We start from the raw sequence: 25,089 nt of genomic DNA on the forward strand, positions 1-25,089 counted from the left end.
AGTATCCCTGATTTCAGAAGAACTAAGACCAGAATTTCCCCCACTAATATTTTCTTCCAATTCATGAATTAAATAAATAAAACTAGTTGAACAATGTTTATAAATTAAGTTGAGTAAAATGGTTTTTTCGGAAATTCACACATTTTTATATGTGCCTCTATAAAAGAGCAATACCACAAGGGACGCAAAAACATTTCATAATAATCAATACTTAATTAATGATATTCGGTAATTGTGGGTTTATGAATTTATTGTTTTAATCAAAATATATTTTACGGTTTACCGTAAAAAGCAAAAATATTATTGATTTTCAAAACTCCAGTATTCTCCACAAAATGCCGAGCCATTTGCATTAAATGGCGGTTAAAACAATCCTGTGGTACAATGTTTAAAAAATAAGGCTAAGAAAAAAGGTTTTTTGGGACATGTGCGATCTTTAAGGTGCTTTTTACTTAAAGCCCTAAATCCACAATAGAAGCATTTGTTAAGCATACTACTAATTAACTGTTAATAATTTGACGATTTGGTTAAGACAAAGATATCTTTAAAAAGTGGTTAAATATTACGGTATACCGTAATATTTTTATTATTATCCTCTATTAATTAAAAAGATTTCAACAAGTTAAATATAACCTCTTATTTATTAAGTGTTTAAACAAAGAAAAAAAGATAGGTATATATTAAAAAAAAATAGGAAAAGGACCTCATTCTGTCCTTTTCCTATTTAATTGAATATTTTTTTATCTATTTATAGGGCTTGACTTGGAGAATAATCAACCTCAGTATGCATTGAACATTTCCATTTACCATTTTCTTGGATCCAAGTGGAACTACAAGCGCATTTGGACTTACGAACCTGCCCTTGATTTTCGACTTCAATTTCGACCAAATAACCAATGGTTGCAAAACTCTTACTAAACATCTGTACTACTGCTTCAGTAATGCCTAGGATTTCCATTTTCATGCCTTCACCCATCTCAAAGTATTTTTTGTAAGTGGGTTCATCAATGTATTTGACACCATCTTTACTCACTACGGTACAAGGGAAATAAGTAAGGTCCCGGACGGTGTCATAATCTAGACTGGCCATTCCTTGCCAGTATTCCTTTTCTAAATCCAGAATTTGATCTTCCATAGTGTTAAAATGTTGATTATCTAAAAAACAGTTTCAAACTAAGAATAGTTTTAGATTTTAAGTTTTATTCTCAATAATTGATCTGTTGATGTCAGATAAAGATAGCCATCGGCAGCAAATGCACAATTTGCCGTATGTACCGTTGAACGGATTCTACCAATAGGTTTTCCTGTGGAATTGATGACCACTACCCCATCACCGGCAGCTGCATACATATTTCCATTAGCATCTACTTTGATACCGTCTGCTGCAAGGGATTCTTCAGGAAAATTCTTTTTGAAATCAAAGAATATACGGCCATCCGATAAAAGTCCATCAGGTTTAATATCATAAGCCATGATATAAGGGTTATTACCATCACTTAAGGCTACAAACACTTGTTTTGCATCTGCGGATAGGGTTATTCCGTTGGGTCTTGCCAAATTGGAAACAACTTGTACAGCCTCTCCTTTTTGGTTGACTTTATAAACACCATTTTCTTTGATCTCCTTGGTTTCGGTATCGCTTTCACGGCCAGGTAATCCATAAGGAGGATCAGTAAAATAATAATCGCCATTTGGATGCTGACAGATATCGTTTGGTGAGTTGAACTTCTTGCCTTCCCAGTTCCCAACCAATGTTTCTTTTTTCTTGGTTTTCAAGTCAATTTGAGCAATTCGGCGATTTCCATGGTCACATGCCACTAATTGACCCTGTTGGTTTATCAATAAACCATTGGTTCCCTCTTCTTCAGAATAGGTCCCAGGCCCTTCAAAACCGGCAGGTTTAATAAATTCCTGAAGCCCAGCAGCCTCCGACCATTTATAGATAATATTTTGTCTAGTGTCGGAATACAAGAGGTAGTTGCCCTCTTTCACCCAGACCGGACCTTCAGCCCAAGTCATTCCATCAGCTAATTTTTCTACTTGCGCAGTACTGTCAACAATATTAAGCATCGCTGGATCCAGAACTTCGACCCTTCCTAATCTAGGATAATCTTTTGAAGTACTGCTAGAATCAGCTTGGACCTCCTTATTAGATTGGTCTTTAGCGGTATTTGTACAAGAGCCTAAGATTAGGGATAGCAAAATTGTTGTTAAGAAGATTTTATGCATAGCAATAGGTTTAAAGTTTTCTTAAAAATATGATTTTTTATCTGAATACTTTAACCTTAAGATAAGTAAGATCCTAAATTCAATTTTCTATAAATAAAATCGCACCCATTCTTATTCCACAGGATTGATAGGCTGTTCAGTCAAGGTACTGTCTATTCTTACACTATCTAAACTATCAAGCCTTTCTGCGGTATCGATGGGTTGATCCATCTGATTATTATTGTCAGTATTATTTGGATTTGTACATGAAATAACCATTAATGTTAATATTAATGGAAACAAAGGAATCAGCTTTTTCATCATATTGTTATTTAGTTTTCTTTTTTGTTGGCTCTTTCGGAAACTCATTCGGATTGGGCATGATATTAAGCTGCTCCTTTTGAGGATCAACTCCTGCTTCACCAGCATCGTCTTGCTTCTTTTCTTTACGTTTCATAAAGGCCGTCAGATCCTTTTTTTTATCAGGTCTGCCATTGTTATTTAAACCTTCAGTTGCACTTTCATTTTTCGTAGCCATAACTATTTTTAATAAAGAACATATTGCAGATGAATTAGTTGGCATAAGAATAAAGACTGACCATTTTAAAGAATAAAAAATAAACCAAGTTATCTTTAAAATTTTCGAGATAACTTGGTTCTTTGCAAAATGGATAATTAAACAATTCTATGATCAAAAGATTTTAATCATTTCCATGGATCTTTACTAATTTATTGTAAAGTCCCATTATTAAAATGGGTGATACCCATTGTCCCAAAAATAAAGCGATATGTTTATGGCCTTTGCATTTGAAAAAAATGGATAGCCCCATGACGGTAAGAGCAGCGCATATAAAATGTTTTGAAGATAATCGAGTCTTACACTCTTCAAATCTATTGGTCATTTCCTTTTCTCTTAAATCTGGGTTTTTCATTTGATTTTCCATGATTTGTTATGTTGATATTCTTAATTAATTCCTTGCTATTATATATTGAAAACATCAGCTTCTTAATTGTTGAACAAAAATTGACAAAGGGTATTTATACTTGACATCAAGTATATTTTTTTTTCAACTAAATCATTATCAACCTGTTCACTTAATAAAAAAACAAAATGAACTCAACAATCAACCAGGCAATAAATAGGCAAGGACTTATTATTGCGATTAGTATAATGCAGGATCCTGAAGAAAACAAAAACAATAAAAATAATGAGCCGGATTATCAAAATCCTTTTTATGATCCAGATTCAGATCAGGGCTCACAGGAATATGACCCGAAAGAGGATCCATTGAAAGATGATAATGAACCCATTGGAGAAGATTACCCTTTAAAAGACAACATCGAGCCAGAGGAAGAAGAGGAAGAGGAAGAGGAAGAAGAGGAAGAAGAGGATGCTGATGATCTATTCAACGATGATGAAGGTGATGATGAGGACGATAATCCAGGCGATTTTTCAACTCGGTTATTTTAAATCAATAAATCAGGAACAATTGGGGACCTCAGGAAGATTCACCTGAGGTTTTTATTTTGTTCAAAATCTGTCATCTAAGCGTTTAAAAGCATATTAGAAGGCCTTTTGGCAAACTATTTGTTATAACAGCGGAAACTATCATATCGAAAGTTTGAAATTTGAAACAATTATTTATTATCATGAAGAAAGTATTTTTACCTATTCTAACCCTTTTTATTTTAATGTTTGCCGCGAATGAGCAGGCAAATGCGCAAACCCCTTACCGTACTGCAATCGGTTTAGGCGTAGATGTGGGTGATGGAGAATCATTATTTGGACCACAAATTAAACACAGTTTCAGTGGCCGTGATGCAGGAAATGCACAGGTATTATTTGGAGACCACATTACAGTAATTGGTGTTGATTACTCTTACAACCAACGTATCTCTGGAACTAGAGGTTTAACTTGGTATGTAGGTGTAGGTCCTCAATTATCATTTATTGACCATGGAAAATGGGATGATGATTGGTATGATGATGACAAACACTGGGATGGTGACACCCATACAGACTTTGCAATCCGTCCCGCTTTAGGTATGGAGTTTAGAATTCCTTCAACTCCTTTAGCGATGCACGTAGACTGGAAACCTTGGTGGAATCTATCTCATGGCTCCCATTTTGAAGCCTCTAGATTCTCTTTAGGATTTAAGTTCGTATTGAAATAATTTTAACATTTAGAAGCAAAAAGGGTCTGCATAAAATTATGCAGACCCTTTTTGTTTTAGAATTGTTCTTTTAATATGAAACGTCCAAAAATGTTCAATAAAATGTCCAAATATCAATATTGGGCTTTCAAATGGTTCTTCGTAGTTCCAATGTGCATTTATCTCGTTGGAGGATTGATTATGTTGATCGTTTCAGTATTCGATAAAATGAGTAAATAAGTTTTACTTTTTCACGAGCTCTACCCTTCTATTTTGCTCCTTACCCGCATCGGTATTATTATCAGCAATAAAATCATTGGCACCAAATCCATTTGCGTTTAACCTAGATTTATCGATTCCAGCTTGTACTAGGGTAGTTAAAACGGTATTAGCACGATCTTTAGATAATTTCAGGTTATGGTCTGCATTGCCAACATTGTCTGTATATCCATTGATATCCAATTTCAAGCTTTCATTTGACTTTAACACCTTGCCTATTTCCGCCACTACTTCTTTACCATCTGTTTTTAATGTGGCTTTATCGGTATCAAAATTAATGTGCAAAACAGATTTTCCTTTTTCATTCAGGTCCTTTTCTATTTTCTCTGCCTTGATAATCCCAATAGTCTGTTTGAAGGCTTCACTCTCACCGGTATAAATGGCACCGTAAGCAGAATTGCTTGCAATTGCAAACAGGATTAATTTTCCTTCTTTTTTAAGACCATAGGTCACTATATTTTCCATATTTGAGGTTGCAAAATCGAAAAAATAGCTGTCCTTATTTTTTGATTTATTTAAGGCATCAATTTGGTCTTGAGGAATCTGTCCCTCAAACAATTTCTTGGCACCAAAACTTTCAAAATGTTTTGCAAAAGATTGAACAAACTTGAATTCGTCCCAACTCCCATTCATGCCATAACCTTTGACTTTGACCCTACCCTCTAAAGGATAAAATGAATTGCCTGTATAAAACTCAATCTTTCCAAAATCGGATTCCCGATCATATCCATAGCTGCTCTTTGCATCCACCCATTCTGGAATAGAATAATATGGGAACTGGCCCATATCTGCAGTTGCTTCTGGTAAAGTTTCGGGATTGAATTTAGTTGAGGCTGGAACTGCCGAAGTACTAACCGTTGTGTCAGCACTTGTAGCAGAAATACTATCTTGATCGGTTTCAGCATCTTTATTTGCCGAATTATTACAGGACATCACAGTCAGGAATGCAGGCAGTATACCTAATAAAATGGTTTTTTTGTTCATTTTTCATTAATTAGTGTATTTAAATATAGGAATATTAGATGTTAATTGTCACGAAAATATTGAGTTTTTGAAGGAGAAAGGAATGAGGAAGGCTTGAAAATCAAAAGATTCTATTTGTTACTTTTGAAGCGCAAAAGTAACCAAACCGACGAAGGAGCTCAGGGATACCAAAAACAACTCGAATCCGTAAACGCTTCGGCCCATTTAAGGATTACCGATCTCATTGTTACTTTTGGAGCCCAAAAGTAACCAAAACGCTTCGGCCCATTTAAGGTGGCTTTTCGCACCATCATCCGCACATGGATAGAATGCCTTGTTGTCGGGAATATCTTTCAGTAGATCATCCCTTTTAAGGGGATGATCTACTGAAAGCATTCCAAGGCCAATCCCATCGCACAGGTCGACGGCATTCTATCCATTTTTCCGCCACTGGAAATGAGCCGGAGGCTAAAGTGCTTCCTTCGGAAGGATGGATGTTTGTATAAATTGGGAACCCCTGGAAGGGGTGAAATATTTGTAGAAGGTTGTAACGATCAAGGGATAACCCAGAGCGTGGGTGAAATATTTTTCTGTACCCTTTTCGTGTCACCCTGAAGGCCGACCCGAAGGGTCTCGGAACGATCCACTCTTCATTTGAAATGGTTTCCTCATCTTACGATAGCGGAATGACAAGCATCCATAAAAAAATAAAAACAATAGATTCTTCGCTGCCGCTCTGAATCCCTTTCTAGCGCATTTCCCATTCTAAACGATTAGTGGAGAATCTGTACGTCAATGCCCCAAAACGTGCCTGTTCATCATCCATCTTCGATGGATGACCTGTTCGCTTATACATTTATGGATTGAATAGTTCCGAGAACCTTCATGCCTTCTCAGGTTGACCACAGGGAAGGATATTTTTTTTTGAGTTATACTGACCTGGAAGGGCATTATTATTTTAGCATTCCCATCGCAAAAAGGCATCGGAATTCCAACCATTTTTCCGCCTTTGGATATGATATCGCTTTGGCTTATTCCTCTAAACGAATATTTAGGATTGGCATTGCTCAAGATCATTAAATTGTTTGTTATAGAACATTTCAATTGGTGAAGAGGAGATCCAAATAAGGATGATTATTTCAGATAAATTTAGCTTGACAATTGATAAAAATTCGACAAAAAAAGAAGGGTTTTATTCGAGACTTATTCGAGGCATGTTCGGGACATGTTGCGAAAATTCGGAATGTGTCTCGAATAAGGACAACATGAAAATGTAGGTTAAATCTCTAGGATTTTCTTATCTAGGCAACGAGTAAAAAAGGAGTTCGAAATTCTTCCAAACTCATTTACGCTGACTCTTGCTTTTTTACTTCCATAGGGCTGGGTAGTTTGATCCGCGGGAGTCTCATCTTTGACTTCATCTTTACTTGCAAACCACCATAGTGCAAGGCCTACAAATACGAATGCTGTTTTAATCAACCTTGCCGTTCCCTCTCCCCAATTATAGATCCAAAGCAAGATACGGGGAATAAGAATCCTCTAAGAGTTGTTAATCCTTGTGAATAATTATTAATCAAATTTAGAGATGTATCGTTTTTCTGAACATTCCTGTAATTAAGTATTTATCTAATGGAGTTGGAATCTTTACATTGCTACCCCCCTAGCGGCCAATGTCATTAAGTTAAGCTTTTTTGTGTAGTACTGAACTTCATCCGATTATCTCATCATGCGAAACTTCAAAATAAAAAACATCATGGTTTACTCTGGTTTACAGTTCCTTAACCTTCAGTTAAGGATGACAAGATCTTAGGGAGGAGAACCGTACAGATTCTTCACTATGCTCTGAATCCCTCTCTGGGGCATTTCCAATTCTGAACGATTAGTGAAGAATCTGTACGTAAATGTCCCGAACGTTCTTGTCATCATCCATCTTCGATGGATGACCTGTTCGCCAATACATTTATAGATTGAATAGTTTCCTCATCTTACGATTACGGAATGACAAAATTTTCCAAAAAAAAATAGATTCTTCGCTGTGCTCTGAATCCTTCTCTGGGGCATTTCCAATTCTGAACGATTAGTGAAGAATCTGTACGTAAATGTCCCAAAACATGCTTGTCATCATCCATCTTCGATGGATGACCTGTTCGCCAATACATTTATGGATTGAATAGTTCCGAGATCCTTCCTGCGTACGATGACACGTTTGTTAAATCTGTGTTTCTAGGAATTTAGACCTATATTTCCTTTCCAGAAGAATATTTTTTATCCGCCATACATCCCCAGCGGGGATGAATTATTTTAGCATGGATGGTAAACAATAAAGGGGTAATGCAAAAACGATGTTCGATTAATCGAACATCGTTTTTGCGCGACTTCCAGGCTAACGTGCCATGCCTGCTAAAATAATGGAACCCCAAAAGGGGTTATATCTCTAAAATTAAAAAAACTTTTTTTGCCTTGCACTTTGCTGTCATCACCTTCCGATAAATTTAGCCCAAATTATTACTTCTCATCATGACTCAGAAAAACTCTACATACAAGACGTGGAATATTACCAAATCCCCTTTACATCATAGACCTCAAGTTCTAATACCTCAATATTGTTTCCCCAGAAATGATAACCTTCTGTATTGTTTTTGTCCGGTTTTCGATCTAGGTAACTTGAATAGATTCCATTATCAAAGAACACTTCGATGGAGGTTCTGTCGATAAAGATGTCGGCAGACAGTTCCATGCTCGTAGGGTCTTCTGGGGAATAGAACATGCCATTCAACATATTTGAATTCATATCGTAACTGATCATCCGCTGCGCATAAAGATTGAATCCTGCTTCTGTAGCATGAGAAAGTTTGATTTTTGTTTTAATGCGTAATTTGTCTTTATCACTGTACTGATGCAATAACTCATTCGCTTTCGCTGCAGTTAAATTCTTCCATGAATCTACTTTTGTAAATAATTTCTCAGTTTCTTTAATCGGAACACTAAATAACCTTGGTCCGTCTTTGGTTGTTCTTAAAGTCAACTCCGTTGGAAGCATCATCATGCCATTGAAAGGCATATCCCCCTGCGGGATTCTCCCCCAGCCGATCTGGATCCTTCTTCCGTCAGCTTCAGGAATATTGCTGTAGGTTTGTGCAGCATAGAGATGCCCTGCATTATAAAAGTATTTTCCAGCCTCGGGAGTGAATTTCTTTCCATCAAATGAGCCGATCATATAGGTTCCTGTAGCACCGTACATAACCCATTTTTTATTGTTGGCATCGCCATCAATAGGAAGTTCAAATAATTCGGGACATTCCCAGAAGCCTGAGACATGACTTTGGTAGGTCCAATCTTTTAAGTTATTTGAATTATAGATGGAATGGCCATCTCTTTCGTTCAGCACCATTACCCAATGTTTTGCTGGCTCAAACCAAAAAACCTTGGGGTCACGGGTGTCCTGACTATTCCACTTTTCCTTGGAGTCAATTAAGGGATTCTTGTCGTATTTTGTCCAGGTCCTACCTTTGTCCAGACTATAGGCCATGCACTGTACCTGCCTGTCGGAACTAGCAGCCGTATAAAATGCAATCATTGCAGGTTCATTCCCTTTATTGTAGCCAGCTGTATTCTGATAATCAATGATCGCGGAGCCGGAAAACATGGTCCCTAATTTATCAGGATACAATGCCGTTGGCAATTCCTTCCAATGAATCAGGTCCTGACTCACAGCATGTCCCCAATGCATATTTTCCCATTCTCTCTCCATAGGATTATGTTGGTAGAACAAATGATATTCACCATCATAATAGACTAAACCATTAGGGTCATTGATCCATCCCCTTTTCGTAGAAAAATGAAATTGGGGGCGATTTTGTTCTTGGTACAAACTTTCCTGCCCTTTTATCTCATCAGCCTGATAAATTTGCTTCAGTGCTTTCTCATCTCCTTCATAGGTAATCTTTAGGTTTTTTCCCTTTAGATGTGAAACATCATAAAACACCCAATAATCTGCATTATCTGGGGCTAATCTAACGACAACAGACCAAGCCTCTTGACCATTGGGCATAAATTCCATCTTCTTCCGATCTTGCTTGTTGGAAATTGGAAAATTGAGGTATTTCTTATTGATTTTTAAAGTGATTTCAGAGGCAAATAGTCCAAAGCTCAGCAAGGTCGAAAAGATCAGTAGGGTTAGTTTTTTCATAGTGAATGGATTAGGATAGAGTAAGATAAGCATTTTACTCAAAACCCCAATCAATTAGAAATCGTAAAATTTACAAGGCAGTCGAAAGAACAAATTTTTCCTCTATCTTTGCAGCTCAAAATAAAATCGAGCGAATCGTGATCAATGTAAATAACATCTCTGTTTCCTTTGGAGGAACAACTCTTTTTTCCGATGTGACATTCTCTATCAACGAGAATGACAAAATCGCCTTAATGGGTAAGAATGGTGCAGGTAAATCCACTTTATTAAAGATTATTGCTGGGGTCGGAAAACCTACAACTGGCAATGTATCTGGACCTAAAGATGCAGTAATTGCCTATTTACCGCAGCATTTGTTGACAAAGGATAATATGACCGTGTTTGAAGAAACTTCAAAAGCATTTGAAGAAGTCTATCAGATGCGCGATGAACTTGAGGAACTGAATGAACAATTGAACATTCGCACCGATTATGAAACGGATGATTACATGAAGTTAATCGAACGTGTTTCAGAGCTGAGTGAAAAATTCTATTCCATCGAAGAGACTAATTACGATGCTGAAGTGGAGAAGGTATTGAAAGGATTGGGATTCGAGCGTTCAGATTTTAACCGTCAAACCTCTGAATTTTCTGGAGGATGGCGTATGCGAATCGAATTAGCAAAAATCCTTTTAAAGAAACCTGACTTGATTTTATTGGATGAGCCTACCAACCATATGGATATCGAAAGTATCGAATGGTTAGAGGACTTCTTGATCAATCAGGCCAAGGCCGTAATCGTGATCTCCCATGACCGTGCTTTCGTAGATAATATTACCAACAGGACTATTGAGGTGACTATGGGTAAGATCTATGATTACAAAGCTAAATACAGCCATTACTTGGAACTTCGTAAGGAACGCAGATTGCACCAATTAAAGGCTTATGAAGAACAACAGCGTTTTATTGCAGATAACCAAGAATTCATCGACCGTTTCAAAGGCACCTATTCAAAAACTTTGCAAGTTCAGTCAAGGGTTAAGATGCTTGAGAAATTGGAGATCATTGAAATCGATGAAGTCGACAATTCAGCATTGCGCCTGAAATTCCCACCTTCACCAAGATCCGGAACTTATCCTGTCATTGTAGAAGATTTAACCAAGTCTTATGGTGACCATTTGGTATTCCAAAATGCGAATATGGTCATTGAACGTGGACAGAAAGTAGCCTTTGTAGGTAAAAACGGGGAGGGCAAATCGACCATGATCAAAGCTATCATGGGGGAAATTGATATTGAAGGAACGCTAAAAGTTGGGCACAATGCGAAAATCGGATATTTTGCGCAAAACCAAGCTGCTTTATTAGATGAAGAACTTACGGTTTTTGAAACAATAGACCAGATTGCTGTTGGGGATGTCCGTGTAAAGATCAAAGATCTTTTGGGAGCATTTATGTTCAGTGGGGATGATACAACCAAAAAGGTAAAGGTTCTTTCAGGTGGTGAAAAAACAAGGCTAGCCATGATTAAGTTACTGCTGGAACCAGTGAATGTATTGATCCTGGATGAGCCTACCAACCACTTGGACATGAAAACCAAGGATATTATCAAAGATGCCCTTCAAGATTTTGATGGCACACTGATTTTGGTATCCCACGATCGTGATTTCCTTGATGGATTGGCTACTAAGGTTTTCGAATTCGGAAATAAACGCGTTCGTGAGCATTTTGAAGACATTAAAGGATTCTTGGAATACAAGAAAATGAATAGTTTGAAAGAAATAGAGAAATAGAACTAATCGACATAAAAACAAAGGGTTAACATACAATATGCTAACCCTTTGTTTTTTAATAGATTCCTCATATTAAACCACTACTGGAGTTTCTTCGGAATGTAATTTCTGTTGTGAGATCAAATGATGTAATACTTCCGTGGATAAACCATGAAGTGTCAACCTAAATCCAGCTCCATAGGTTGGCAATGGAATCATAGGGTGTTTGTTATTTAATGCGATCAATTTTTCCGGACAACTCATTATTGTCGCTGCATATACGCCAATTACCTCGTCCAGCTGTAACGAGTTTGATGCCCTCCAAAAGTCATTATCCGTTAAAAAGAATTGATAAACTGGAGTAAATACTTCAATCGCAGAAGATAGATCCATCATATTGGTCCAACGATTTGGAAATTCCTCAAAGGGGATTGGACCTGCAGAAACAGCAGTGAAATCTGGATTGGAAACAGGTTCAATTTTCAGTCCCTTCTCCTGAATTGCCGTATTTAAGTTGATAATGAAATTGTAGAGGTTAAGATCATGCTCCAAGAACAGGTTATCCTTGACCACCTCCAAAGACAAGGGCTTTAATGGATTCATCGGAATATCCTCCGCTCCTTTTACATTATCCTTGATAAATCTTAAGACCTCAGATCCTAGGTAAAAATGCCTTAAGATCAAAAAGTTGGCTTCCGGAGAAACCCAATATTTCATTCCCCAATAAAGAAAACGGTGTAAGGTCTTTGGTGCATTGATGAGATTTGGAGCAATTGCCTTAAAAATCTGCAAGATGATAATGGTCAATCTTCCAAATACCCTCAAAAAAGGCAGCATAAACTGTTTGCTCTTTCTATTGGAATCAAATAAAAAAGCGGCCTTTGCATCCTTATTAAAGGGAACACTATTGTCTAAGAACAAGGCATGCCAATGACTTGGGTCTCTTGGATTGTTCTTTTTATGTTCGAAATATTCGCTGGTATGTAACATAGGAGCTGATTAATAATTTCCGATTTCTGCCAATTGCATTTGATATAATTTAGCCACCACCTTTGCGGTCTTGGCTACTCTTTTTGCCATTTCTTCAGTTAACAATTCTGAATTTAGTGCCTTTTCAAAGCGTTCAAAATGGTTATCGTTGGAGTCAGAAGTTTCATGATAGATAAAGAATGAAACCTGGTCGTCCTTAAGATCCAATTGATGCTGGATAGCACGACCCCATTTGCCCGCCAATCGATTACCTAGGCCTTCAATAATAAACATTCCACCTAATAGATCAAATGGATTTGGTTGGCTTGCCTTATGGAACATGTAGGCACTCAAAGCCTCCGAACCAATATTTTTTTCTCCCTGGTATAGTGCTTCTTTACTTCCGCCACAATTAATAAAGTTTTTCTCTAGGATCTGGTAATCCTTATGTTCATCGCGAGAATGGGAAATAAAGGATGATCGGATATCAAAATAATCCATGCTTACGTTGGATGCTGCACGAGCAATCCATTGGGAACCATCAATGACCTGTTGCCTTAAGTTCAACAAAAGGAGTTTATAATCCTCTAAACTGATCGTCCCATTGTAAATACGCTCAATAATTGCTGTATTCCGCAAGGATAATTCAAAATCCACCCAAATCTGCGTCAGATCACGAACTAGCTTTTCTTGGATAGGCTTATTATCTATGTGTATCTCTGGAGCTAAGATTTCATCCTCTTTAGAAATCAATGGTTTCTTTTCAGTCTGCACATTACCTACTACTTTAAGTTTCATAAAAGTGGTGATAAAACGTCCGCTCTCCGGAACCATGCAAAGGATTTCCTGATTGGGTTTTAATTTCCCGCTATAAAGCAACTCCTCCAACATTATGTAAATTGAAGCTGCTCCAGTATTTCCCTTATCGTGTAAATTGGTGAACCATTTGTCTTCCTCAATGGTCAATCCTCCTTTTTTCAAAAGGTCTACAATGGGTTGTTTGAAATATTCTGAGGAGTAATGGCAGACCAACCAATCTATTCTTTTTGGATCTACCTTGCCTTCTTCAATCAATTGAAAAAGATGTTGGACCCCTAAGCTTACTGTATTGTTTACCAGTTTGATATCTTGCTTCAGATTAATAGCGGCATCAGCATCGGCATCAGAAAAACTTGGATAATCTAACCAATATTGATCAATAGTTCCATCTTTCTTTTTATTTGCTCCAGTATACATGCAGACTTCAAAACTATTGGCATAGGATTTTACATCTATCCATTCAATTTCAAGGCTCAATCCTTTAGGATTAGGTTTATCGGAAAGAAACATGGCTCCTGCTCCATCAGATAACATCCATCTTAAAAAATCGGTATCCAATGGCAAGCCTTTCTCTTGTATTTCTGGCTGTTTTTCAAATCGTGAAGCCTTAAACATGCGGCTAGGCATATCCGCAGCACAAGATATAGCATTATCATTTTCACCAGTCAATATATGCAGGTAAGCGCTTTTTAAGGCCATAATTCCTGATGAGCAAACACTCTGATGCGAAACAATATTACATACAGGTAGCTTTGCTTCTGCGTGGACCATACTAGCAAAGCCAGGAATAGGCACATCACCTTGTGTAGTACCAGCAGTCAGCAACTCAATTTCATCTTTATTAACATTTGCCTTATCTAGACAATCCTTAATTGCCTTGTCCGCCATGCCCGCCACTGAATCGGTGGATTGCTGGCTTTTATCAAGTGCATAAAATCTTGTTTTAATGCCATTTTGCTTCAGCATCCTTTCCTTAGCTCTTGAAGGCTTACCTCCTATCAATCCTAAATATTCTTCCATTTCCTCATTAGAAACTGGAGAATTGGGAAGATGCATCCCAATGGCATTTATATAAACTGGTCTATTTTCTTTTTTCATTAGTGTTTATTATCTGAAACTTGGGTATTAAATATCTTATCAAAAATGCCGAGCATAAAGCCAAAATTGCCTCTGCCCCACTTATGATGCATGCTATGTCTAAACGTATATTTTGAAAAGGATGTACTTGGCTTATCACTTGGGATCTCATGGTTACAATGTCCAAGCAAATTGATTACCAAACTCATCACTGGTAAACTCAAAATGGAATAGACCTGAAAATCATGGAAGAATAATGGAAAGAAAATCACGGTGCCTAGCAGAAATGATTCGATCCAATGAAAACTAAATATGGAGTATGCCGTTGGTTCCTTCGACCAATGATGGACTTTGTGGACATTTCTAAAGAACCAAGGTCTATGCAATAACCAATGGACTGCATAAAAATGCGTCTCATTCCAGAGGAACAATAATGGAATTTCCCATAGGCAGTTCCAGTTGTTGTCAAAACGGACCTTAAAGACGCCTATGGAAAACAGGTATTGAAAAAAGATAGCTTGAAGGGAAAAAACAAAAATGGATACTAATGAATTTTTAATTTCCTTTGACCGCTGTCCAGGTTTTTGGGCAAATACAATCTGCCTTAAACTTGCGTTTTTGGTCTTGTACTGTACAATAGTTTCTGTAATAAAGGTCCCAAGAAAGTAGAGGATACTAAAAAACACAAAGAAAAAAGCACTTGTGTAGTACCATTTCGAGAGCACGAAATTAAATGTGTTTTCCAGCAGTTCGTTCATTAATAATCAGGCTTCAGCTATTGAAATTCAATTAATTTATTAACTCTTATTAACGATGTTTTATTATTCAATAAGTAATGGAAAGGAAAAATAAATACTTGGAACGTTCCTTAATAAATATGTTAACCCTCATTACAATTCTAAAACTTCAAATTAGCGAAAAATATTGATGAAATAACCACTGAAAACAGCTATATTTTGGTTTAATCAATAAAAAAGGGAAGTAAAAAATAAATCTTACTTCCCTTTATTCTAATGTGTTACCTATTACTTTTTAGGATTTGCTTTTTTAGCGATTTCAAAAAGTTCAGGACCGATATGGCAATATCCTCCTGGATTCTTATCTAAATAATCTTGGTGATAGGTTTCAGCATCATAGAAATTTCTCAATGGTTCGTTTTCTACCACAACTGGGCTTTGAATGGATAAAGATAAAGCATGCAATTTATCTTTGATCAAAGGCTCATCGTTCTTATCGGTATAATAGATCCCGGTACGATACTGGGTCCCTCTGTCGTTTCCTTGTCTGTTTAAAGTGGTCGGGTCGACACTTTCTAGATAAAGGTCTATCAATAGTCCAAGATCGATAACTTCAGGATCGTATATGACTTTTACAGTTTCCGTTGCTCCTGTACTGCCTGTGCAAACTTCCTCATAAGTAGGATTTGTTTTATTTCCATTGGCATAACCAACTTCAGTTCCTACTACACCTCTTACCAATTTGAAAAAATGTTCGGTTCCCCAAAAACATCCACCGGCAAAATATATCTCTTTTTCTTTTCCTGTTAAACTCATTGTGCTATTTGTTTCTGATTTTTCTTCTTTTTGATTTCCCTCCGAAAAGCCCATGGTCATGATGATTACAGTGACTAGGACTGTGGAAGCAATAACTGCTAATTTTTTCATGGCTTTAAGATTTGTATATAAAGTTAAGGATTTTGAAGAAATAATGTGTTTGAGGGATTAAATGTGAGATTTAGTTGATAAATAAATAGAATGTAAAACTCTTATAATCCATAATAATATTCAGCCAATAAAGCATATTCTGCCGCATAAGTAAACATGAACATTCCTTCTAAACCTTTAGGCTCCTTACTTCCCTCCCAACCTTTTAGAAGATTGGTTGCCAAGAATCCATCTTTGTTGGCGTGCTTATATCCATAATCAAGGTTCTTTTGAAACGGATGAATATATTGTCCATAATTGCTATTAATCATAGCCAAATCCTTAAATCCCCTAAGCAATATTCCATTGAACCAATTCTTGAAACCTTCTGTGCCAAAGGAATAATATTCGGGAATCTCCTTTCCTTTTACAGAAAAGTGAGAAAAACTATTCTTTGCCAATTCCTTGGCATCATTATCAAACTGGAGATCCTCCGTAGCAAGGTATAAATCAACCGCAGCAGACAGCATCGTACCTGAATTATAGGAGTAAGCCTCTCCGACTGCCTTAGTCAGTTTGGTATTTGCGCGATAGTTTTTCCCATCAATTTCTTCGTATCTAATCCTACAATCAGGATCGCATCCCCCCATCATATCAGCATAAACTCCATTATGGGTTAATAACTTATCCTTTTGCCATTTGTAAATAGCTTTTGCAAAACTTAAATAATATTCCTGCTTAGGTTCCATTTTTGACATCCTGGTTTTCCCGTCTTTTGGATCTATATAGCGATGTTCAATCTGCTCATTGTTGTTTTTATAAATATCATGGAGCCAAACCAATGAACTAATCAATGGAGAATTACTACAGGCATGCTTGGTTGTATAACCAGGTCCCCAAGGAATTCCGCCAATTTCTTTTCCATTTTCATCTATACTTGGATCCCATCCATCCAAAACATAAGCTGTAAGATATTCTGCCTTTTTCAGATATTCCTTGTTCCCTGTAAGTTTATAAGAGTGTATAAGCTCCCTCAACAACCACATTTGGTCATCATAAACATTCAAAACCCCAGTTACATTGGCTTTTCCTTTTTCTTTTACCCGGTCAACCGCATATACTGACCAAGTTATCGTTTGAGTAAATGAAACCAATTCAAAAGTTCCTAAATAATAATCAAGGTTTTCATATAATTTAGCCAATAGCTTTTCATATTTAGGATAATTCAATTTATAAAGGTTCTGGTCAGCATTTTCTTTATTTGACTTTAATGCAGAAAGTATAGCATTTACTGCTTCTATTCCCGCTGTATACATCCATACACTAGCTGTTTCTTCAGACTTCACTTGAGTAAAAGGATTGTAATATCGGCTCATTTCAAAAGTATTTGGGTTGAAATAAGCTAAAATGGTTTTATCAACTAAGGCCATTGACCTTTTTAGGTTTTCATTAGGCAAGTCCAAAAAAGGATTTTGGGTCTCGTGCTTTTTTAAGGAACTTTGAGCTAAAGAGTGGAAAAAAGGGTTAGAAATTAATAATAAAACGATTAAAATCGAAGTGGTGGTAAGGTGATTTCTTTTTGACATTTTGGAAAAGGAAAATTTAGGTTTATTCATAGTAGCTCTACAATCTGAACATTCAGAATATTAAGATTCAAGATACATAAAAATTAACCAAATCTAATTACCTTATCCCATATCTCACTCCTACCTTAACCGCAAACTGGCTAATACGATCAACATGGTTATCTGATTCGAAAGGTATTAAATTATAAGATTTGAAAGCAGGTTCTAAATAAAGAGTCCAGACTCTTGAAAAATTATATTTAGCACCAATTCCTAATTGTGCTCCAACCCCATTCTGCCTATCTAAATTTTGGTACTGTCCAGATACATCAAAATGCAATATAGGTCCCAAATTTGCATAAAAATTCTTCCCTAAATTCATGTTGGCAAGAATAGGGATTTCAAAGATTTTTAGGCTTAAAGTATCTTTAAAACGTTCTATCATGGGATCAACTATTGCGCCTTGATAAGCAACCTCCTGTTTTGAAAAACCTAATCCTGTTTCAAATGAAAAACGATTGTTAATAGGATATAGGAAAGAAACATCCATTCCAAAATACTTTTTACTCGAAAAACTCCCTGCTCCTTGTAGATTTTCAAATGGACCAATATTGCGGGTTGAAATTGCTGTCCAAGACAGACCTATTTCCGGAGAAGGCTTTTCAACTTGACTAAAGCCTAAATGGAAACTTAGAAATACTTGGATAAATAGCGACGCTATAAATAGTAAATAAGAGGTTTTCATATAATTAGTTAATTCTTTCTGATAAGACGTTGCATTATAAAAAATGGCTACATAAATCTCTAAATTAAAATTTGGTTGCCCATGGGGGCAACCAAACCTACTAATTTATTTCTTAGGGCGCGGAGGTCGCACCTGTCCCAAATCACCATAAGCTGGATCATCATCGCCAGAATTTGTATTGGACTGCATGATTACTGGATCATTGTTGATCGGTTCAATTGGCATAGTTGGATTGCCAGTGTTCATTAAATGGTATAAGATTAAGTACCACATTTCTCAAAAAATTAGAATGTAAAAGCCTGCTAGGTCCGCACACACCTTGTGTGGGATTGCTAGAAAATTTTCCAGAAGGCCTTCTGAATTTTTTGGAATTGAGGTTCATGAATTCCCCAATATTGAAATCTCTTTTGTATCTTTCCTTGAAAGCACAAACACACTATTAACCGCTGATTTCAAAAGCAAAACTAACGCACTAAAAACCGCTCATAATCAACCATTTCCGATATTTCCGGTATTTCCATGTAAATTCCGGTATTTCCAGTGAAATCAGCTGTGAAACAGTTTTTATGTTTGAAATGTATTATTAATTAGAATTACGAATTCGTAAATCTTGGGGAGAGAAAAACATTAAATTCAAGGAATGTCAGCATTCAATAAATTTAAAGAACGTGTTCTTGCCAGCTATTGGGAAAAACACAAAAACAATGAACTACATGCTCGATTAGCAAATCCAACCTCTGCTAATCTAAGAGACTATGCCTTATTTTTAGTGAATACAGGAATGAATCCTGATGACAAGAAAACATTTAGAGATTTTTTTATTTTGAATGATGATCTTGGAGATTTAGAAAGGGCAATTGCTGGCATAGACATCGACAAATTAAAACCAATTCGATACTTTATTGACAGAAAAACCAGTAAGCCTGATGAAACCATAGTCAAACTTTTAGCGGTTTTGATTGATTTTCAACCTAGACCCTTTAAAATTGATGATTGGATGGAGCAGGATAAAAATCTACAATCAGAAGTGACTAGAACACCTTTAAATCGTCCTTCGCAAATTGATGGACAGAAGGTTCCAGTTCCTATTAAGAAAACGCCGGAGGATGAAGCCTCAACTTCAAATGTTAAATCTATTCCTTCAAAATTCAGCAAAAAGGCATTGTTGTGGGTCAGCTCAGGTGGATTAATTGCAGCAAGCTTAGGCTATATTACTTTGAAGGATAGAAAGGAATGCATGTGCTGGTTCAAGGACAGGTATATTGTTGTAGACTGTCAGGACAATAATATGTGGAAACAACAAGTTATTGCATTGGATGAAGATAAGTTAAAAAACTTCAGGAAAATCACTAGATATGATACCTTAGGCCTTAAGGACGTCAATAGAATTTGGTATTCAAAAGTCAATAATGAAGTCGAATTTTTCACAGACGCCGGTTTACATCCCGAACATAGCGAAAGAGGACTCAAACTTGCTAGTGAGCATATCATCCGAAAATATGCTATGGGTGAAGATCCTGAAGGCAATAAAAATGAAGAATAAAGGGGCAAATAATACTTTGCCCCTTTATTCAGGTGTAATCTATGCTATAGTCACTTCTTTCATTAAATAGACATCTTGAATTCCATGAAGCAGCTCTACCCCTTCTTTCATTGGTTTTTGAAAGGCTTTTCTTCCACTAATTAAGCCCGTCCCGCCTGCTCTTTTATTGATTACTGCAGTTTGCAAGGCATCCCTAAGGTCATTCTTACCAGACGCTCCTCCAGAATTAATCAATCCCGACCTACCTGCAAAACAATTTAACACTTGATAGCGGCAGAGATCAATAGGATGGTTAGAGCTCAACTCACTGTACATCCTTTCATCAAGCTTTCCATAGCTGCTATTCCCTAAATTCAAGGCTTTATAACCTCCATTTACTTCTGGTAGCTTTTGCTTAATAATATCAGCTTCTATAGTCACTTCTAAATGATTGGCTTGACCCGTCAAATCAGCAGCTAGATGATAATCTACACCATCTTTTTTAAATGCATCATTTCGTAGATAGCACCAAAGTATGGTTGCCATCCCAAGACTATGGGCTTCTTGAAAGGCTTTGCTGACTTCAACAATCTGTCTTCCCGACTCTTCAGAGCCAAAATAGATGGTGGCACCTACCGCAGCAGCTCCCATATTCCATGCTTCCCGAACTGTCCCATATAGGATCTGATCACTTTTATTGGGATAACTCAGTAACTCATTGTGATTGATTTTTACCACAAAAGGAATTTTATGGGCATATTTCCTTGACACAGCCCCTAAAACACCAAAGGTAGAAGCGACAGCATTACACCCACCTTCGATAGCCAACTTCACAATATTCTCAGGATCAAAATAAATAGGATTTGCAGCAAATGAAGCTCCGGCACTATGTTCTATTCCTTGGTCAACTGGAAGAATGGAGAGATATCCCGTTCCAGCCAACCTTCCGTGCCCAAATAAATTACCCAAACTTCGTAAAACCTGAGGACTTCTGTCAGTCGGTCCATATACATCATCAATAAAGGTTGGAGAAGGCAAATGAAGCAGATCTTTCTGTACTGCCTTACTCTCATAATTTAACAAATCTTCACCGCCGAGCTGTTCGATCAAATTGCTGATATTCATATTATTACGTTTTAATATTTTATTTAAGCTATTATAATAAATGAACATGTTATGAATGGAATTGTTTCTCGTAATAATGAAAAAATTATCAACAATCGGTAAAAATATTTATTTAAATTTGGAGGTAACTTTTTCCAATTTATCTGAAAACCTGAAGTGATGAACCTACTAATAATCATTATTAGCATCTTGGCGCTTTTGACAATCCTTTATTTCATTTATGAGGAGCATAATTTGCACTCTGAAGAAAGAGAGCGCCTAAAAATTTCTGAATATGGATTCGAAGAAAAACAGGTTTCGTTGGAAAATGGAATAGTTTTAAATTATGGTGAAGGTCCGGATAATGGACCTGCTTTACTGTTGATCCATGGCCAAGGGGTAGATTGGAAAAATTATGCAAAAGTACTTCCAGAATTATCTCAAGATTTCCATGTATTCGCAGTAGATTGCCATGGTCACGGCAAATCTTCGCACGCAGCAAAAAGCTATAGCGCCGAAAAAATGGGTACAGATTTTATATGGTTCATAGATCATGTAATTAAAGAACCAGTTTATTTATCCGGCCATTCTTCTGGAGGATTATTATCAGCATGGATATCGGCAAATCATATCCGGGTACAAAGCACTGTTCTCGAAGACCCCCCATTATTTTCAACAGAGAAAGACCGTTGCCAGAAAACCATCGCTTGGCAAGATAACTTTCGGATTGCTCATGAATTTCTTCAGCAGTCCGAAGTGAAAGATTTCTTAATCTTTTATCTCCCAAGAAGCTACTGGAAAAATAAATTCAAGGGCATTTGGAAAATCATTATTGCTAAAGCAAACAGGTTTCGAAAAAAGCATCCAAATAGAATTTTCAGGATTGGATATCTTCCTTTGGCAATCAATAAAATTTGGGAGTCAGCATCCGATAACCGGTATGATAAAAGATTTGCTGATTCTTTTTATGACTGTTCTTGGTTTGAGAATTTTGATCAAGCTGAAATTTTAAAAAAGATTTACTGTCCTACAACATTGATTTTTGCGAAAAACTCCAAATGGCCTCAGTACGATGAAAATAGTATTCTCATGGCTGCAATGTCTGATGAAGACGCCCATAAAGCTGAAAATTTAATTCCCGATTGCAAGTTGATCACCGTCAATTCAGGGCATGGTTTCCATGATGAGCATCCTGCAGAGTTTATCAAAATTATCAGATCTATGCAAGGGATTTAACAATCATAAATTGACCTGAATTGATTTTCTTTCTTGATTCCTGAAAATCTCAACATTCAATTTATTCATATACTGATCTCGTTTTAACACCAGTTGAAGGCCATTCACATCCTTAATCTCTACTCCTTGACAACCTACAATGACATCTGACTTTTGAACTCCTGCTTTCGCAAGTGGAGAGGAAGGATCTAGCTCTAAAACCAAAACACCTGCCATGCTTGGCAAACCGGCAGCTGATTGTTCCCCTAAAGATTCAATGGACTTTAGTTTTGCACCTTTCCAATTGAAAATAACACCCTTTGAAATATTACCTTCTTTGTGGATTTCTGGAATATGTGGTAAATCGATCAGCCTTTTTAGCCTTGGATCTGTAACTCCAACTTCTTCCAAATTCAATGGCTGGAAGTTTTTCAGGCTTCCGGAAACAACCTCAAATTTACCTGTTGCAACATCTGTAAAATTTAACTCTACAACTGTGGAATTCTTGTCCACTCCTTTGGCCTGGTCAATTTCCAGATCTTTTGAATTGGTATAATTGTTTTCATCCACTTGATCTCCCCAAAAGTTAACCTGTATATCCTGATGCGCATGCATCACAATATTATTTCTAAATACATCATGGCTGTTTTTGAACCATACATGGGGATGAAAGCCATTATTGATCATAATATTATTGTAGACAGTTCTATAGAAACCTTCTCGCAGTTTCAACCCTCCACTCAGACAGAGATTATTAAATATTTCATAATTAGAGGAGCCATCATCTAAGTCTATATCCCAGCCATGATCACAGCTAAACCTATTGTTACTGATGACGGTCGTTTCGATAGCATCCAATTTTATCCAATCTGGATGGGCTTCTACAATTCGATCCATCTCTTTTCTGTCTGGATGCCAGAAACGGTCTCTTCCCCATGAGTTGAACGCGCCATGATCACTCGTTTCCAAAACAGTATTAAACACATCATTAAATGAAATCTGATGTCCACCCCAGGTTCCATCTCCTACATTTATTCCCGCCCTTGGAACATCATAAATACTATTGTGAAGCACCGAAATCCTTGCTGACATCGAAATCTGTACCCCTGCAACCTGTTTTTCAATCAAACCGATGTTTCTGATGACATTATCGCTGGCCTCACAATCTGCAGGATAGTTCTCTGTTGTTGGCCCAGGAATAATGTCCATTTCATTTTCGGGAACAAATTTCTCATATCGGAAGGAAGGACTACGAACTGCATTAGGATCACCAACGAAATTAATTGCTCCTCCCCCAATCTGCTCTATTAAATTTCCACTAACCTTTACCCCTCGGTTATAATTACTCAAGAAAACAGCATTTCCACCTAATTCAACAAAGTCCGAATTAGAAACACTGCAATTTTCAGCTCCTTCAAAACGAACTGCAGCTTGCCTATAAATCGTCCAATCACTTCGCAACAATGGTTCTTCAGTCTTCATAAAAGTTGGATCGGTATGTACAAAGCGGATACCGCTGACATGAACATTTCGAACAGGTCGTTCCATCGATCCTTTTATCGAAATCAAAGACTCCAATTGAGGCGCTTCAAATTCAATTTTATTAGGATCCTGATCTCCAAAATTCAGATACAATGTTGAAGATGCCTTATCAAGGTACCATTCATTCACGGCATCTAGTTCCTCAAAAACATTTTCTACAAACCGGTATCTTTCATGCATTTTACTTGGACGGTTATTCTGAAGGCCGCCCTCTAATGTCAATTCTCCATTTGCATCCTTGCCAGTTACCAAATAATGAAACCCACCCCATCTACCAATATGCAAAGCATGGACAATTGCCCCATTGGGGTTCTTCCAGCCTTTTACTCGCTCTGGGCTAATGGCATCTTCTGCATATCCATTAAATGGAAGGATATTAGGATCATAATTAGGATATCTTGCCCGGATTAAAAGTTCACCATTGGCATAAAGTCGCTGAGATTGCAAACCTGCTGGCACTTTTGCAGTCCACATATTGTTCTTGGATTTTGTCCATTTCAGGTTCAGTTTTTGGGCAGCAGAAAAAATCACCTTCCTTTCATTTATCGCTTTTATGGTCAAGCCATCAACATTTATTTCAAGGGGTTTTGACAAATAATACTTCCCATCTTCGATTAGCATTTCAACAGCTTGATCTGGATGTGCTTTTTTATATTTTTGGATTTGTGCTAATGCATATTCTGCAGAAGCAAAAGGTTTAGCTTTGGTCCCCTCATGCTGATCAGATCCCTTTGGAGAAACATAGAATGAAATGGCCTTTTGTTGGGCACTTGCGAAAGGAATGATCAAGGCCATGATCATGGATAGACATAGCACATTAGCAAAAAATAGTTTAGGAAGAAGATGCATCTTAGTTTTTTGGGTTAGTATTGATTAATGCTCTCCATAAGATAAGAAAAAATCATCGAAAAATGGAAAGAAGTAAACCATCTTCAAAATTTCTTCAAAATTGTACCTTTAATTACATGAAATTATTTCGATGAAATGAAAATCCTGATTATTGAAGACGAAATCGAATTGGCAAAAAGCATGGTTCAATATCTTTCTGAAGAAAAATACCTCTGTGAAGTATCTAATACCTTCGCGGAGGCTACAGATAAAATTGAACAGTTTAGCTATGATTGTAGCTTATTAGACATTAGCCTCCCTGACGGAAACGGACTGAAGCTATTGGAAGAATTGAAATCTCAAGGCAAACAAGATGGGGTCATCATTATTTCAGCAAAAAACTCGCTAGATGATAAAATCAAATGGCTCCAAATTGCGAATTCAATTGCTATAAAGATAATCGGCTGTACAAGTTTAAAGTCTAGAAATTCAAAATTTCTTCTAAATCACCTATGATAT

General features: G+C 36.9%; 25 protein-coding genes. 7 read left to right on the forward strand and 18 right to left on the reverse strand.

Annotation, left to right across the window (positions count from 1 at the left end):
- Nucleotides 1-748 precede the first annotated feature (748 nt).
- The 5 genes from ACK2WI_RS01315 to ACK2WI_RS01335 form a co-directional block, all read right to left on the reverse strand.
- Nucleotides 749-1,135 carry a nuclear transport factor 2 family protein gene (locus ACK2WI_RS01315; protein ID WP_313368709.1) on the reverse strand — a complete coding sequence of 129 codons (387 nt, stop codon included), beginning with the start codon at nucleotides 1,133-1,135 and terminating at the stop codon, nucleotides 749-751.
- Between the two features lie 50 nt (nucleotides 1,136-1,185).
- On the reverse strand, nucleotides 1,186-2,229 hold the full coding sequence (locus tag ACK2WI_RS01320) for an SMP-30/gluconolactonase/LRE family protein (protein ID WP_409149446.1): 1,044 nt from the start codon (nucleotides 2,227-2,229) through the stop codon (nucleotides 1,186-1,188).
- A 111-nt stretch (nucleotides 2,230-2,340) separates the two neighbouring features.
- Nucleotides 2,341-2,532 (reverse strand): hypothetical protein, encoded by a 192-nt coding sequence (locus ACK2WI_RS01325; RefSeq protein ID WP_139185456.1) that lies wholly within the window; start codon nucleotides 2,530-2,532, stop codon nucleotides 2,341-2,343.
- Nucleotides 2,533-2,536: 4 nt separating this feature from the next.
- Nucleotides 2,537-2,746 (reverse strand): hypothetical protein, encoded by a 210-nt coding sequence (locus ACK2WI_RS01330; protein WP_409149448.1) that lies wholly within the window; start codon nucleotides 2,744-2,746, stop codon nucleotides 2,537-2,539.
- 163 nt (nucleotides 2,747-2,909) lie between these two features.
- A complete protein-coding gene (locus ACK2WI_RS01335; protein WP_409149450.1) occupies nucleotides 2,910-3,152 on the reverse strand; it encodes a hypothetical protein in 243 nt (80 codons plus the stop codon).
- A 167-nt stretch (nucleotides 3,153-3,319) separates the two neighbouring features.
- Between ACK2WI_RS01335 and ACK2WI_RS01340 the strand changes: the two genes are divergently transcribed.
- The 3 genes from ACK2WI_RS01340 (at nucleotide 3,320) to ACK2WI_RS01350 (ending at nucleotide 4,602) form a co-directional block, all read left to right on the forward strand.
- The gene (locus ACK2WI_RS01340; RefSeq protein ID WP_409149452.1) at nucleotides 3,320-3,679 is read left to right on the forward strand and encodes a hypothetical protein; all 360 of its coding nucleotides are present in this window, start codon (nucleotides 3,320-3,322) and stop codon (nucleotides 3,677-3,679) included.
- 179 nt (nucleotides 3,680-3,858) lie between these two features.
- Entirely contained in the window at nucleotides 3,859-4,383 is a 525-nt protein-coding gene (locus tag ACK2WI_RS01345; RefSeq protein ID WP_093097297.1) for a hypothetical protein, read from the forward strand.
- Between the two features lie 75 nt (nucleotides 4,384-4,458).
- Nucleotides 4,459-4,602 carry a hypothetical protein gene (locus tag ACK2WI_RS01350; protein WP_157739506.1) on the forward strand — a complete coding sequence of 48 codons (144 nt, stop codon included), beginning with the start codon at nucleotides 4,459-4,461 and terminating at the stop codon, nucleotides 4,600-4,602.
- A gap of 3 nt (nucleotides 4,603-4,605) precedes the next feature.
- Here ACK2WI_RS01350 and ACK2WI_RS01355 read toward each other — a convergent pair whose 3' ends face one another.
- From ACK2WI_RS01355 to ACK2WI_RS01370, 4 genes are all read right to left on the reverse strand, one after another.
- The gene (locus ACK2WI_RS01355; RefSeq protein WP_409149455.1) at nucleotides 4,606-5,625 is read right to left on the reverse strand and encodes an OmpA family protein; all 1,020 of its coding nucleotides are present in this window, start codon (nucleotides 5,623-5,625) and stop codon (nucleotides 4,606-4,608) included.
- A 204-nt stretch (nucleotides 5,626-5,829) separates the two neighbouring features.
- Nucleotides 5,830-6,000, reverse strand: coding sequence for a hypothetical protein (locus ACK2WI_RS01360; protein WP_409149457.1), 171 nt, complete (start codon nucleotides 5,998-6,000; stop codon nucleotides 5,830-5,832).
- Nucleotides 6,001-6,882: 882 nt separating this feature from the next.
- Nucleotides 6,883-7,122, reverse strand: coding sequence for a hypothetical protein (locus tag ACK2WI_RS01365; RefSeq protein WP_409149459.1), 240 nt, complete (start codon nucleotides 7,120-7,122; stop codon nucleotides 6,883-6,885).
- Nucleotides 7,123-8,158: 1,036 nt separating this feature from the next.
- On the reverse strand, nucleotides 8,159-9,793 hold the full coding sequence (locus ACK2WI_RS01370; protein WP_409149461.1) for a DUF4980 domain-containing protein: 1,635 nt from the start codon (nucleotides 9,791-9,793) through the stop codon (nucleotides 8,159-8,161).
- A 137-nt stretch (nucleotides 9,794-9,930) separates the two neighbouring features.
- On the opposite strand from ACK2WI_RS01370, the gene ACK2WI_RS01375 reads away from it, so the two are divergent.
- The gene (locus tag ACK2WI_RS01375) at nucleotides 9,931-11,562 is read left to right on the forward strand and encodes an ABC-F family ATP-binding cassette domain-containing protein (protein WP_093097303.1); all 1,632 of its coding nucleotides are present in this window, start codon (nucleotides 9,931-9,933) and stop codon (nucleotides 11,560-11,562) included.
- A gap of 72 nt (nucleotides 11,563-11,634) precedes the next feature.
- Here ACK2WI_RS01375 and ACK2WI_RS01380 read toward each other — a convergent pair whose 3' ends face one another.
- The 7 genes from ACK2WI_RS01380 to ACK2WI_RS01410 all read right to left on the reverse strand — a co-directional run bounded on the left by ACK2WI_RS01380 (nucleotide 11,635) and on the right by ACK2WI_RS01410 (nucleotide 18,632).
- Nucleotides 11,635-12,531 (reverse strand): DUF6999 family protein, encoded by an 897-nt coding sequence (locus tag ACK2WI_RS01380; protein WP_093097305.1) that lies wholly within the window; start codon nucleotides 12,529-12,531, stop codon nucleotides 11,635-11,637.
- A gap of 9 nt (nucleotides 12,532-12,540) precedes the next feature.
- Nucleotides 12,541-14,427, reverse strand: a complete 1,887-nt coding sequence (locus ACK2WI_RS01385; protein WP_409149463.1) for a beta-ketoacyl-ACP synthase III — start codon at nucleotides 14,425-14,427, stop codon at nucleotides 12,541-12,543.
- Entirely contained in the window at nucleotides 14,427-15,164 is a 738-nt protein-coding gene (locus tag ACK2WI_RS01390) for a sterol desaturase family protein (RefSeq protein ID WP_409149465.1), read from the reverse strand. Before ACK2WI_RS01390 ends, ACK2WI_RS01385 begins: the two co-directional genes overlap by 1 nt.
- 267 nt (nucleotides 15,165-15,431) lie before the next feature.
- Nucleotides 15,432-16,070 carry a peptide-methionine (S)-S-oxide reductase MsrA gene (msrA, locus tag ACK2WI_RS01395; RefSeq protein WP_093097309.1) on the reverse strand — a complete coding sequence of 213 codons (639 nt, stop codon included), beginning with the start codon at nucleotides 16,068-16,070 and terminating at the stop codon, nucleotides 15,432-15,434.
- A 101-nt stretch (nucleotides 16,071-16,171) separates the two neighbouring features.
- Nucleotides 16,172-17,479 (reverse strand): glycoside hydrolase family 76 protein, encoded by a 1,308-nt coding sequence (locus ACK2WI_RS01400; RefSeq protein ID WP_409149467.1) that lies wholly within the window; start codon nucleotides 17,477-17,479, stop codon nucleotides 16,172-16,174.
- A gap of 253 nt (nucleotides 17,480-17,732) precedes the next feature.
- Nucleotides 17,733-18,359: an outer membrane beta-barrel protein gene (locus ACK2WI_RS01405; protein WP_409149469.1), complete on the reverse strand. Its 627-nt coding sequence runs from the start codon at nucleotides 18,357-18,359 to the stop codon at nucleotides 17,733-17,735.
- A 105-nt stretch (nucleotides 18,360-18,464) separates the two neighbouring features.
- Nucleotides 18,465-18,632 (reverse strand): hypothetical protein, encoded by a 168-nt coding sequence (locus ACK2WI_RS01410; protein ID WP_157739508.1) that lies wholly within the window; start codon nucleotides 18,630-18,632, stop codon nucleotides 18,465-18,467.
- A gap of 367 nt (nucleotides 18,633-18,999) precedes the next feature.
- Here ACK2WI_RS01410 and ACK2WI_RS01415 point away from each other — a divergent pair, with 367 nt between their 5' ends.
- Nucleotides 19,000-19,902 carry a hypothetical protein gene (locus tag ACK2WI_RS01415; protein WP_409149471.1) on the forward strand — a complete coding sequence of 301 codons (903 nt, stop codon included), beginning with the start codon at nucleotides 19,000-19,002 and terminating at the stop codon, nucleotides 19,900-19,902.
- Nucleotides 19,903-19,941: 39 nt separating this feature from the next.
- On the opposite strand, the gene ACK2WI_RS01420 is transcribed toward ACK2WI_RS01415, so the two are convergent.
- On the reverse strand, nucleotides 19,942-21,006 hold the full coding sequence (locus ACK2WI_RS01420; RefSeq protein WP_409149473.1) for a class I fructose-bisphosphate aldolase: 1,065 nt from the start codon (nucleotides 21,004-21,006) through the stop codon (nucleotides 19,942-19,944).
- Nucleotides 21,007-21,165: 159 nt separating this feature from the next.
- On the opposite strand from ACK2WI_RS01420, the gene ACK2WI_RS01425 reads away from it, so the two are divergent.
- On the forward strand, nucleotides 21,166-22,221 hold the full coding sequence (locus ACK2WI_RS01425) for an alpha/beta fold hydrolase (protein WP_409149475.1): 1,056 nt from the start codon (nucleotides 21,166-21,168) through the stop codon (nucleotides 22,219-22,221).
- A 3-nt stretch (nucleotides 22,222-22,224) separates the two neighbouring features.
- Here ACK2WI_RS01425 and ACK2WI_RS01430 read toward each other — a convergent pair whose 3' ends face one another.
- Entirely contained in the window at nucleotides 22,225-24,591 is a 2,367-nt protein-coding gene (locus ACK2WI_RS01430; RefSeq protein ID WP_409149477.1) for a PDZ domain-containing protein, read from the reverse strand.
- 135 nt (nucleotides 24,592-24,726) lie between these two features.
- Here ACK2WI_RS01430 and ACK2WI_RS01435 point away from each other — a divergent pair, with 135 nt between their 5' ends.
- Nucleotides 24,727-25,086, forward strand: a complete 360-nt coding sequence (locus ACK2WI_RS01435) for a response regulator transcription factor (protein ID WP_409149479.1) — start codon at nucleotides 24,727-24,729, stop codon at nucleotides 25,084-25,086.
- The last annotated feature ends 3 nt before the right edge of the window (nucleotides 25,087-25,089 follow it).

Source organism: Sphingobacterium sp. BS-2, from assembly GCF_046161205.1.
GTDB lineage: Bacteria > Bacteroidota > Bacteroidia > Sphingobacteriales > Sphingobacteriaceae > Sphingobacterium > Sphingobacterium mizutaii.